General features: G+C 66.5%; 10 protein-coding genes. All 10 read left to right on the top strand.

Annotated features, from left to right (window positions below; genetic code table 11):
* The first annotated feature begins 20 nt into the window (after window positions 1-20).
* The 10 genes from CI15_RS15690 (at window position 21) to CI15_RS15645 (ending at window position 11,973) form a co-directional block, all read left to right on the top strand.
* The gene (locus tag CI15_RS15690) at window positions 21-476 is read left to right on the top strand and encodes an arsenate reductase/protein-tyrosine-phosphatase family protein (protein ID WP_062129243.1); all 456 of its coding nucleotides are present in this window, start codon (window positions 21-23) and stop codon (window positions 474-476) included.
* The gene (locus tag CI15_RS15685; RefSeq protein WP_062129242.1) at window positions 470-1,675 is read left to right on the top strand and encodes a polysaccharide biosynthesis/export family protein; all 1,206 of its coding nucleotides are present in this window, start codon (window positions 470-472) and stop codon (window positions 1,673-1,675) included. Before CI15_RS15690 ends, CI15_RS15685 begins: the two co-directional genes overlap by 7 nt.
* 160 nt (window positions 1,676-1,835) lie before the next feature.
* Entirely contained in the window at window positions 1,836-4,034 is a 2,199-nt protein-coding gene (locus CI15_RS15680) for a polysaccharide biosynthesis tyrosine autokinase (protein ID WP_062129241.1), read from the top strand.
* Between the two features lie 46 nt (window positions 4,035-4,080).
* Window positions 4,081-5,004 (top strand): glycosyltransferase family 2 protein, encoded by a 924-nt coding sequence (locus CI15_RS15675; protein WP_062129372.1) that lies wholly within the window; start codon window positions 4,081-4,083, stop codon window positions 5,002-5,004.
* A 49-nt stretch (window positions 5,005-5,053) separates the two neighbouring features.
* Window positions 5,054-6,220 (top strand): glycosyltransferase, encoded by a 1,167-nt coding sequence (locus CI15_RS15670; RefSeq protein ID WP_062129240.1) that lies wholly within the window; start codon window positions 5,054-5,056, stop codon window positions 6,218-6,220.
* Between the two features lie 3 nt (window positions 6,221-6,223).
* Window positions 6,224-7,741, top strand: coding sequence for a glucose-6-phosphate isomerase (locus tag CI15_RS15665; protein WP_062129239.1), 1,518 nt, complete (start codon window positions 6,224-6,226; stop codon window positions 7,739-7,741).
* Window positions 7,738-8,967: a glycosyltransferase family 4 protein gene (locus CI15_RS15660; RefSeq protein WP_062129238.1), complete on the top strand. Its 1,230-nt coding sequence runs from the start codon at window positions 7,738-7,740 to the stop codon at window positions 8,965-8,967. Before CI15_RS15665 ends, CI15_RS15660 begins: the two co-directional genes overlap by 4 nt.
* A 100-nt stretch (window positions 8,968-9,067) precedes the next feature.
* Entirely contained in the window at window positions 9,068-10,234 is a 1,167-nt protein-coding gene (locus CI15_RS15655) for a glycosyltransferase family 4 protein (RefSeq protein WP_062129237.1), read from the top strand.
* Window positions 10,235-10,462: 228 nt separating this feature from the next.
* Window positions 10,463-10,741 carry a helix-turn-helix domain-containing protein gene (locus tag CI15_RS15650; protein WP_062129236.1) on the top strand — a complete coding sequence of 93 codons (279 nt, stop codon included), beginning with the start codon at window positions 10,463-10,465 and terminating at the stop codon, window positions 10,739-10,741.
* Window positions 10,738-11,973, top strand: a complete 1,236-nt coding sequence (locus tag CI15_RS15645) for a type II toxin-antitoxin system HipA family toxin (protein WP_241495850.1) — start codon at window positions 10,738-10,740, stop codon at window positions 11,971-11,973. Before CI15_RS15650 ends, CI15_RS15645 begins: the two co-directional genes overlap by 4 nt.
* Window positions 11,974-12,287 lie beyond the last annotated feature (314 nt).

Raw genomic sequence — 12,287 nt, 5'->3', positions numbered from 1 at the left:
GCGCCAGACAGGAGCCCGCCATGTTCGACAACGTTCTGATCGTGTGCCACGCCAACGTGTGCCGCTCGCCCGCCGCCGAGATGCTGTTCAAGGCTCGCCAGGGGCGCGCGCCGCGCGCTCGCACCGCGCCGATCGCGTTTCATTCGGCGGGCATTCGCGCGGTGAACGGCCACGGCATGGACCCGGTGATGCGGCGCCTGCTCGAAGAGCGCGGCGTCGCCGCGGGCCTGCACCATGCGCGGCGACTTGAGCGCTCGCTCGTGCGCGCGGCCGATCTCGTGCTGGTCAGCGAGCGCGCGCAGGTCAGCGAGGTCGAGGCGCTCGATCCGGCCGCGCGCGGCAAGGTCTATCCGCTCGGCAAGTGGGAAGCCGATTCGGACGTCGCCGATCCGCACGGCGGCGCGGACGACGAATACAGGGAGAGTCTCGTGCTCATCGAACATCTGGTCATGGGATGGCTGAAGAAAATATGCTGAAGAAACCCCGCAACGCACATTCATTCGCGAGCCTGCGCGCAAAGCTCGCCGGCTCGCTTTTGCTGACGTCTTTTCTGTCGGCCTGCGCGACCGCACCGGGCAATTATCTCGACACGTCGCGGCTCAAAGACAACGATCAGGCGTCGAGCGAGACCTATCCGGTGCATCTGATCGATGCGAAGCTGATCATGGCGCAGGCGCAAGCCGTCGCCGAAAAACCGCAGCCGCTGCCGCCGTCGACACTCAGCGATCCGTCGCAGTACGTGTACCACCTGGCGCCCCAGGACATCCTCGGCATCACCGTGTGGGATCACCCCGAGCTGACCACGCCGCAAGGCAGTACGTTGTCCTCGGGCGGCAACACCACCCAGACGATCGCGGGCGCGTTGCAGCAGCCGTATACGGCCGCGCTGCCGGGCCAGGCCGATCCGTACGGGCAGACCATCGCGGCCGACGGCACGATCTTTTTCCCGTTCGTCGGCCGTATCCAGGCCGCGGGCAAAACCACGACCGAGCTGCGCGATCAGCTCGCCACCGGCCTCGTGCGCTATATCCGCAATCCGCAGGTCGACGTGCGCGTGCTGTCGTATCGCGGCAAGAAAGTGCAGATCACGGGCGAAGTGAAGCAGCCGGGACCGCTTGCGATCAGCGACGTGCCGCTCACGCTGGTCGACGCGATCACGCGCTCGGGCGGCACGAACACGGACGCCGACATCCAGCGCGTACGCCTCACGCGCAATCACAAGCTCTACGTGCTCGACGCCGATCGCATGCTCGATCAGGGCGACACGACCCAGAACGTGATGCTGCAGAACGGCGACGTGGTCAACGTGCCGGACCGCACCGATAGCCGCATCTTCGTGATGGGCGAAGTGAAGACGCCGATTCAGGTGCCGATCGTGCGCGGCCGCATGACGATCGCCGACGCGCTCACGCAAGGCGGCGGCATCCTGAACACCGACGCCAATCCGCGGCAGATCTACGTGATGCGCGGCATGCGCGAGCATCCGACCACGCCCGAAGTGTTCCGCCTCGACATGACGCAACCGGACTCGATCATGCTGTCCTCGCAGTTCCAGTTGCAGCCGCTCGACGTCGTGTACGTGGGCACCGCCGCGTCGACCACCTTCAACCGCGTGCTGGAGCAGGTGCTGCCGAGCGTGCAGACGCTGTTCTATCTGAAGCAGCTGACGCGCTGAAGGTTTGGGTTGTAGCGCGTCCCGCGCCGCTGATCTTTGGGCGGCGCGGATAGTAGAAGGAAAGCGGAAGGAAAGCAGAAGTACCGCTGAAGCACATGCAGAAGTACCGCTGAAGCCAACGACACGGGATCGAACTGTGAGCAATCAACTCTCTCCACACATGGCTGGTCCGATCAAGACCGAAGAAGAAGACATCGTCCTCGGACAACTGCTGCAGGTGATCCTCGACGACATCTGGTGGCTGCTCGCGATCACCGCGATCATCGTCGCGATGGCGGTCGCGTACTGCTACCTCGCCAAGCCGATCTATTCGGCCGACGCGCACGTGCGCGTCGAGCAGTCCGACAACACCTCGCAGGCGCTCACGCAGACGCAGACCGGCGCCGCGATCACGAGCGGCTCGACCTCGCTGCCGACCGACGCCGAGATCGAAATCATCAAGAGCCGCGGCGTGGTCGGCCCGGTCGTGCAGCAGCTGAAGCTGAACTTCAGCGTCACGCCGCGCACGATTCCGCTGCTCGGCAACATCGCCGCGCGCCTCGCGACGCCGGGCCAGCCCGCGCGGCCGTGGCTGGGGCTCACGGCGTTTGCCTGGGGCGGCGAAAACGTCGAGGTCGATTCGATCGACGTGACGCCGTCGCTCGAAGGCGAGAAGCTGCTGCTGCGGGTGGTCGATGCGCAGCACTACGAGCTGCTCGCGCCGAATGGCTCGCTGTTGCTGCGCGGCCAGGTCGGCCAGCAGGCGCAAGGCGGCGGCGTGACGATGCTCGTCAGCACGCTTCTCGCGCGCCCCGGCCAGGAGTTCACCGTCGTGCGGTCGAACGATCTCGACGCGATCACCGCGTTCCAGTCGGCCATCACGGTGCAGGAGCAGGGCAAGCAGACCGGCGTGATCCAGATCTCGCTGGAGGACAAGAGCCCCGAGCATGCGGCGCTCGTCGCCAATGCGCTCGCGCAGTCGTATCTGCGCCAGCACGTGTCGAACAAGCAGGCCGACGCAATCAAGATGCTCGACTTCCTGAAGAGCGAGGAGCCGCGCCTGAAGGCCGACCTCGAACGCGCGGAAGCCGCGCTGACCGCCTATCAGCGTCAGTCCGGCTCGATCAACGCGAGCGACGAGGCGAAGGTCTACCTCGAAGGCAGCGTGCAATACGAGCAGCAGATCGCCGCCTTGCGTCTGCAGATGACGCAGCTCGCCGAGCGCTACGGCGACGACCATCCGACACTCGTCGCCGCGCGCGAGCAGATGGCCGAGCTGCAGGCGCAGCGCGCCAAATACGCGGACCGTTTCCGCGATCTGCCGGCCACCGAAGTGAAGGCCGTGCAGTTGCAGCGCGACGCGAAGGTCGCCGAAGACATCTACGTGCTGCTGCTCAATCGCGTGCAGGAGCTCTCGGTGCAGAAGGCCGGCACGGGCGGCAACGTGCATATCGTCGATGCGGCGCTGCGCCCCGGCGCGCCGGTCAAGCCGAAGAAGATGCTGATCATCTCGGCGGCCGTGATTCTCGGGCTGATCGCGGGTACCGGCTTCGTGTTCCTGCGCCGCAATCTGTTCAAGGGCATCGACGACCCCGATCACGTCGAGCGCGCGTTCCATCTGCCGGTGTTCGGTCTGGTGCCGCAAAGCGTCGAGCAGATGCAGCTCGAAAACAGCTACGTGCGCGGCGGCGAAAGGCTGCGTCCGGTACTCGCGAATGCGCGGCCGAAGGACGTGACGATCGAAAGTCTGCGCAGCCTGCGCACCGCGATGCAGTTCACGCTGATGGACGCGCGCAACCGCATCGTGATGCTGACGGGCCCGATGGCCGGTGTCGGCAAGAGCTTCCTCAGTGTGAATCTCGCGATGCTGCTCGCGCATTCGGGCAAGCGCGTGCTGCTGATCGACGGCGACATGCGGCGCGGCGCGCTCGAACGTCAGGTCGGCGGCGTGCAGGACAACGGCCTGTCCGAGCTGCTGAGCGGCCAGATCTCGCTGGAGGAAGCGATTCGCGGCTCGAACATCGAGGGCCTGAGCTTCATCTCGTGCGGGCGCCGTCCGCCGAATCCGTCCGAGCTGCTGATGTCGCCGCGTCTGCCGCAGTACCTCGACGGCCTCGCGAAACGCTACGACGTGATCCTGATCGATACGCCGCCGGTGCTCGCCGTGACCGATGCGTCGATCATCGGCGCGTATGCGGGGTCGACCTTCTTCGTGATGCGCTCGGGCATGCACAGCGAGGTCGAGATCGCCGATGCGCTGAAGCGGCTGCGCGCGGCGGGCGTCCACGTGCAGGGCGGCATCTTCAACGGCATGCCTGCGCGCTCGCGGGTCGGCTACGACCGCGGCTATGCGGCAACCCAGGAATACCTGAGCGCGTGACATGAGCGGCGCACCCCTGCACGAGACGAACAGAGAGGACATGACGATGAAAGTGACGGTACTGGTACCGACTTATCGCCGCCCGGCCGATCTCGCGCGCTGCCTCGCCGCGCTCGAGCGGCAAGCGCGCGCGCCCGACGAAGTGATCGTGGTCGCGCGTGTCGACGACGAGGCGACCCATGCGTGCCTGCGCGATCCGTCCATCCGCGGCCGCCTGCCGCTCGTGATCGCGCCGGTCGACGTGCCCGGCCAGGTCGCGGCGCTGAATCGCGGGCTCGATGCCGCCAGCGGCGACGTGATCGCGATCACCGACGACGACGCCGCGCCGCGCCGCGACTGGGTCGAGCGGATCGCGGCCTGGTTCGAGGCCGACGCGCGCCTCGGCGCGCTGGGCGGGCGCGACTGGGTCCACGAAAAAGGCCGCGTGCTCGACGGCGAGCGGCCGCTGGTCGGCAAGGTGACCGCGCACGGCAAGATCATCGGCAATCACCATCTGGGCGTGGGGGCCGCGCGCGAGGTCGACATCCTGAAGGGCGCCAACATGAGCTACCGGCGCGACGCGGTGCGCACGATCCGCTTCGATGCGCGTCTGCGTGGCGCGGGCGCGCAGGTGCACAACGACATGGCGTTCAGTCTCGCGGTCAAAAACGCGGGCTGGAAGCTCGTGTACGACCCGCAGGTCGCGGTCGATCATTTCCCGGCCGAACGTTTCGACGACGACAGACGCGACGCGCAGACGATGGCCGCGCTGCGCAACGCCGCGTTCAACTTCCATCTGATCCTGCGCGACCAGTTGCCGCCGCTGCGCCGCGAAACCGCATGGTGGTGGTGGACGCTGGTCGGCACGCGGCTCTATCCGGGCCTCACGCATGCGGCGCTCGCGCTGCTCTCGAAGCAGGCGCCATTGCGGCTGTCGCGCTGGCGCGCGGTGCGCGACGGCGCGCACGAGGCGCGTCGCGCGGTGTCGTGACGCGTATGCGCCACGAGGCCTCTTTCCACCCGCAACGCGGAGTGTCTGCATGAGTACCAAGGTTCATGTTCATCTGTTTTACGGCGCCGATCCGCGCTTTTATCGCAAGGGCGACGACATCGGCTGCCTGTACGGCTATCACCATGCGCAGTCCGAAGCATTTGCGCTGACCTATTCGCAGGACGCGCGCGAAAGCCGGCCCGTGCGGCTCCTGCGCCGTGCGCTGAAGGCCGCGCTCGGCTTCGATCTGATCCATACGTGGCGCAATCGCGCCGAGATGCTGCGCTCGGACGTGATCTGGACGCATACCGAGCAGGAGTGGCTGGCCGCCGCGCTGATGCTGCTGCTGTGCGGCCGCAAGGCGGGGCGGGGCGCGTCGCCGCTGCTGCTCGCGCAGAGCGTGTGGCTGATCGACAAGTGGCCGTCGTACGGCATCGTGCGCAGCTGGCTGTATCGCAAGCTGATGACGCGCGCGGATCGGCTGACCACGCTCGCGAGCGAGAACGCCGGGCTGTGCCAGGACTATTTCCAGCGCGATGCGACGCCGCTGCTGTACGGCCTGAACACGCGCGACTTCCCGGTCGTGCCGCCGACGCACTGGACGCCGCGCACGCCGCTGCGCATCGCGGCGATCGGCAACGATCGCGACCGTGACTGGGAGACGCTGATCAAGGCGTTCGGCAACGATCCGCGCTACACGGTGAAGCTCGCGACGCGGCGGCGCATTCCCGCGTCGCTGCGCGCGTCGAATGTCGAGATCGCGCTGTTCTCGGGCATCCGGAAGCAGCACGAGCTGTATGACTGGGCCGACGTGATCGTCGTGCCGTTGCGGCCGAACTCGCACGCCTCGGGCATCACGGTGATGCTCGAGGCGGCGGCGGTCGGCAAGCCGATGGTCGCGACCGACGTGGGCGCGCTGCGGGACTATTTTCCCGCCGACGAAGCCGCCTACGTGCCGCCGTTCGAACCGCAGGCGCTGCGCGACGCGGTCGACCGGTTCGCCGCCGCGCCGCACGAAGCGCTGCGCCAGGCGCAGGCGGCCGCGGCCGGTCTGCTCGCGCGCGATCTGACCACCGAGCACTATGCGATGCAACACGTGCGGATCACGCGCGAGATGCTGAACGCGCGGGGGCAGGCGAGCGCGCACGCCAGCGTGTCCTCGCACCCGCAACCGGCCGCGCAGGCCCGGGCGCGCGAATCCCGCGGAGGCCTGTAAGCCATGTCGACGATTCCACGCACGGGCCCGTTGCCGCCTGGCGGCCCCGCCGATGCCGGCCACGCCGATGCCGGCCGCGCCCAAAAATCGGCGGGCGGACCACTCTCCGGTGGCCGCCAGGAATGGCTGCCGCCGCTCCTGCTGTGGCTGATCACCGCGGTGCTGATCGTCGCGCATCAGGGCACGGTGCTCACGCTCGCGTTTCCGGTGCTCGCGGTCCTGACCGGCCTGTGGCTCTACTTAAAGAGCCCGGCGCGCTATCTCGGCTTCATGTGGTGGCTGTGGTTCCTGAGCCCGGAAGTGCGGCGGCTGGCTGACTGGTCGAAGGGCGCGTTCACGCCGACGAGCCTGATTCAGGTCGCGCCGCTCGCGGTCACGATGATCAGCGGCCTGTCGCTGCTGCGTTACTACCGGTTGCTCGGGCAGCGCCGCGGTTTGCCGGTGCTGCTGATCCTGCTCGGCCTGATCTACGCGTTCCTGATCGGCGTGATGTCGAGCGGCCCGCTCGCGGCCACCTACGACCTCGCGAACTGGCTCTACCCGATCCTGATCGGCTTTCACATCATGGCGCACACGCGCCAGTATCCGCAGTATCGCGACACGATCGTGAACACGTTCATCTGGGGCATGCTGGTGATGGGCGGCTACGGCCTGATCCAGTTTTTCATCATGCCGCCGTGGGACGCGCTGTGGATGCTCGGCTCGCAGATGAACTCGCAGGGCGACCCAGTGCCGATGGGCGTGCGCGTGTTCAGCACGATGAATTCGTCGGGACCGTTCGCGTTCGCGATGATGGGCGCGATGGTGTTCGTGATGGCCGCGCAGCATCGCGTGCGCTGGATCGCCGCCGGGCTCGGCTTCTTCTCGTTCGCACTGAGCCTCGTGCGCTCGACGTGGGGCGGCTGGGTCATCGCGCTCCTGATCCAGCTCGTCAAGTCGAACAACAAGGTGCGGGTGCGCATCGTCGGCAGCGCGGTGTTGCTCGCCGGCTTCTGCGTGCCGCTCCTCGCGGTCGGGCCGGTGGCCGAACGGATGCAGGCGCGTCTCACCACGATCGTCAATCTGCACGACGACCAGAGCTACGCGGCGCGTAACGAGTTCTACGCGACCTTCGCGAAGACCGCGTTTACCGACGTCTCCGGCGAAGGCATGGGCGCGACCGGCACCTCGACGAAACTCTCCAACGACGGCGGCCAGCTCGGCCAGTACGGCAACTTCGACAGCGGCGTGATGAACATTCCGTTCGTGCTCGGCTGGCCCGGCACGCTGCTCTACATGTCCGGCATCGTCTGGCTGCTGACGCGCGCGGTGCTCGCCTCGTTCAGGCTGCGCGACGACAAGTTCGTCTCCGCCTGCCTGAGCCTGTGTCTGGCGACCTTCGCGATGCTCGTGTTCACGAACTCGCTGGTCGGCACCGGGGGCCTGCTGCTGTTCATGAGCGCCTTTTCGATACTTTCCGCGGTCCACTACGAAAAAATGAACCGCGCACGCACGCTATTTTTCCACGGAGGCACGCATTGAGAGTCGCCATTGTCACGCACGTAGTGCGCCATAACGACGGCCAGGGGCGCGTCAACCACGAGATCGCACGCGCGGCGCTCGACGAGAACATTCGCGTGACGCTGGTCGCCTCGCACGTGGCACCCGAGCTGCTCGCGCATCCGAACGTGCGCTGGGCGCCGGTGAAGATCGGCCGCTGGTGGCCGACCAATCTGCTGCGCCAGCAGGTGTTCGCGCTCAAGAGCGCGCTGTGGCTGCGCGCGCATCGCCGCGACTACGACGTGCTGCACGTCAACGGCTTCATCACGTGGATGCGCGCCGACGTCAATACCTCGCATTTCGTGCATAGCGGCTGGTTCGCGAGCAAGTACTACCCGTTCGGCCTCACCAAGGGCGTGTGGTCCGCCTACCAGTCGGTCTACACGCGCTGCAACGCGCTGCTGGAGCGCTGGGCGTACCGGCGCTCGAAGGTGATCACCGCGGTGTCGCAGAAGGTCGCCGACGAAATCCGCGCGATTGGCCTCACGCCGCGCAACCGCGTGGACGTGATCTACAACGGCGTCGACACCCAGGGCTTCGCCGCGGCGAGTGGCGACCGCACGAGGTTCCGCCTGCCGGACGATGCGTTCCTGCTGCTGTTCGTCGGCGATTTGCGCACGCCGCGCAAGAATCTCGGCACCGTGCTCGCCGCGTTGAAACACCTGCCCGAGCACGTGCAGATCGCGGTGGCCGGCTTTCTGCCGGGCAGCCCGTATCCGGAACAGGCGAAGGCGCTCGGCATCGCGCATCGCGTGCATTTTCTCGGGCTCGTGAAGGAGATGCCGGTGCTGATGCATTCGGTCGACGCGTTCGTGTTTCCGTCGCGCTACGAAGCGATGAGCCTCTCGCTGCTCGAAGCGATGGCGGCGGGGCTGCCGGTCGTGACCGCGCGCACCGCGGGCGGCGCCGAGATCATCACGCCCGAGTGCGGCATCGTGCTCGACGATCCCGACGACCCGCAGGCGCTCGCTCGCGCGGTCGCGCAACTCGCCGGCGACGATACCGCGCGCCGTGCGATGGGCGAAGCCGCGAGCCAGCTCGCGACCGGCTTCGGCTGGGCGCGCATGGCCGCGCAATACATCGCGCTGTACCGGCAACTGGCCGGGCAGCAGGAAAACCGCCGGCGCAGCCAGACGGAAGCGACGGTCGTCGCGCAGAGCGATGCGCTGACGCTGAACCATCTCGCCGGACAAAAGAGCGTGGAATGAGCGCGCAGACCGCGCGATCCACGCATCGATATCACGACACTGCGCAAGCAGCAGCAAGCAACCGCAAGCAACAGCAAGCAACACACAGGGGCACATCTTCATGACGACTGACTCAATCAAATCACTGCAGATCGGGATGCACTGGTTTCCCGAACGCGCGGGCGGCCTCGACCGCATGTACTACTCGCTGGTCGGCGCGCTGCCGGGCGCGGGCGTCGCGGTGCGCGGCGTCGTCGCCGGCTCGCCGAAAGTCGCCGCCGATACCGGTGGCGCGATCAACGGTTTCGGCTCCGCCGCGCAATCGCTGCCGCTGCGGCTGATGGCGGCACGTCGCGCGCTGCGCCATGAGATCCGCACGTCGCGGCCCGACGTGATTTCCTCGCACTTCGCGCTCTATACGTTTCCGGGTCTCGACGTCACGCGCGGTATTCCGCAGGTGTCGCATTTTCAGGGGCCGTGGGCCGACGAGAGTCACGTCGAAGGTGCCGATTCGCTCGGTCAGCGCGCGAAGCGTTATCTGGAGCAGTCGGTGTACGCGCGATCGTCGCGGCTGATCGTGCTGTCCGATGCGTTCGGCAAGATTCTCACGACGCGCTACGGCATCTCGCCGGAACGCGTGCGCGTGGTGCCGGGCTGCGTCGATGTCGAGCAGTTCAATCTGCCGATCACGCAGGCCGAGGCGCGTCTGCGGCTGCAATTGCCGCAGGATCGGCCGATCGTGCTCGCGGTGCGGCGCCTCGTGCGGCGCATGGGTCTGGAAGATCTGATCGACGCGGTGAAGCTGGTCAAACGCAGCGCGCCCGACGTGCTGCTGCTGATCGCCGGCAAGGGGCGGCTCGAAAGCGAGCTCCAGGCACGCATCGCCGACGCGGGGCTCGAGCACAACGTGAAGCTGCTCGGCTTCGTGCCCGATCAACATCTGGCGGCGCTGTATCGTGCGGCCAACCTCAGTGTCGTGCCGACCGTCGCACTGGAAGGCTTCGGGCTCATCACGGTCGAATCGCTGGCGTCGGGCACGCCGGTGCTGGTGACGCCGGTCGGCGGATTGCCGGAGGCGGTGGCGGGCTTGTCGCCCGATCTGGTTCTGCCGGAAATCGGCGCGCAGGCGATCGCCGCGGGACTCGCCAGCGCGTTGAACGGCACGCTGAAGCTGCCCGATGCCGACGCGTGCCGCCGCTATGCGCGCGAGCACTTCGACAATGCGGTGATCGCGAAACGTGTCGCCGCGGTCTATGCCGAGGCGCTTGCGGGGGACGCGCTGCATTGAAGCGTCGCGGCAGCGGGGCGAGCGAAGCGGAAAGAGGCGAGGCGCCGAGCGTTGCAAGCGGGCCTCGCCTTCGCGTCGCTATTGCGCAATATCGTGCGCAAAACGCGTCTGATTCAGTGCAGTGCGTAAGATGGTGCGCAAAATCAGTGCAGCAATCGGGCAACAGCTCAAACGTGACAATGAGCATTATCGTGCGCAAAATTACGAATTTGAACTATACTGCGCACTATGATGCGCAAAAAGACCTCTCCCTCTCCGATCACCAGCGTTGAGCGCCTCGCGGCCAGCCTGCGGGCTACCCGGCGTGAACGCAAGCTGACCCAGCAGGCGCTCGCCGAGCGCGCGGGCGTCGCGCGCCGTACGATCACCAATGCCGAAGGCGCCGGGAACGTGGGCATCCAGGAGTGGTGCCGCCTCGTTAGCGCGCTTGGCTACGAGCTGGTTCTGCGCCCGCGCGACACCGTGGTGCTGGACGAGCTCGACGCCATCTTCCAGGACGATGAATGATGAGCGACGCCAGGACATGGGACCTCGAGCGGCTGTTCGGCAAAATCCGCACCCTTGAAGTGCACACGCCCCAAGGGACGAGCGGCCTGCTGGCCAAGGAGAGCCGCTACTCGTTCAACTACGCACAGGTGTCCGACGCCGCGGCGGTATCGCTGACCATGCCGGTGCGCCGGGAAAGCTACGCCAGAGGCGATCTGATGGGTGTCTTCGCGATGAACCGCCCCGAAGGTTATCTGCGGCACATCATCGAGGACCGGCTTGCGCGCCTCGGCACGCCAAGCGACCTGTTCCTGCTGTTCCTTGCCGGGTGTAACCAGATTGGGCGGCTGACGTACTCCATGCCGGGGGAACGGGTGCCCGAGCACGAAGGCGAACACCTCGAGGAACTGCTGTCCTCTCCGTCCGGCAAACTCTTTGCGCGCCTCGTCGACCAGTACGCGCTCGGCTCCGGTATTTCGGGTGTCCAGCCCAAAACCGTGGTGCCGATCGCGCAGGAAAGCCCACGCGCGCTCGACGAGCACACCGCGCTGCCCCTCAATTCGGTCATCGTGAAGGCTGAGGGCGACGACTTTCCGGGCATCGCGCGCAACGAGTTCTTCTGTATGTCCGTCGCGAAGGAGGCGGGGCTGGAAGTTCCCCAGTTCTGGCTTTCCGATGACGGCAAGCTGTTTGTGATGGCGCGCTTTGACCGGCACCCGGACGGCTCACCGTTGGGCTTCGAGGACATGGGCGTGCTCACCGGCAAGTCCAAGTACGAGGGCAGTTACGAGATGATTGCGAAGGCCGTCGACATCTACACGGGCTCCGACTATCAGCAGAGTGTGCGCCTCTTCGAGCGGGTCGCCTTGTCGTGTCTATTGCGCGATGGCGACGCGCACATGAAGAACATCGGCATCCTCTACGAGGACCCGACCGGGCCGCGCCGCCTCGCGCCCGTGTTCGACGTCGTGTGCACGGACATCTATCCGGAGCTCGACGGCAAGTTGGCGCTCAAGCTCAATAAGTCCACGGTGTTTCCGATCCCGCAAGTCCTCTTGGAGTACGGCCGCCGCCTGGGTTTGCGCGAGGACGAGTGCAAGTCCACCATGGACAGTCTGCGCAATGCCTACGAGCGTGTCGCCGGCCGGTTCGAAAGCGACCCGCGCTTCGTGGAGGATGGGCTGCTCGCGAACATCCGGCGGGTGATCGAGCGCGTCGGCGTGCAGCCGGTCGTGAGGCCCCGGGTCAAATAACACGAGCTGGGGCAATGCCATTGCTCGACGATACCCCTCCGTCGAAAGCCTGACAGCGCGACCGAAGGCAACGGGTCGAACAGAACGCTTCCCCGGAAATCCGCGAAGAGCCGAAGAAATGGGCCTTAAATAACGGCACTTTCGCTTTGAACTTGAGGCCGGATCAGCCCCCGGACGCGATTTTTCCGCGTTATCTTTCAAATCCTTGAAACGTCGCGATTTGCGTGCATTCCGTCACGTTCGCGTCACACATCCGCGACGATAATCCCCGCGCCCGAAAGCACAAAAACACACGGGCGTCCCGCTAGAAGCGG

Origin of the sequence: Paraburkholderia monticola (assembly GCF_001580545.1) — a bacterium.
Classification (GTDB): domain Bacteria; phylum Pseudomonadota; class Gammaproteobacteria; order Burkholderiales; family Burkholderiaceae; genus Paraburkholderia; species Paraburkholderia monticola.
The sequence above is the reverse complement of the archived record's forward strand: the minus strand, read 5'-3'. Positions and strand labels throughout refer to the sequence as shown.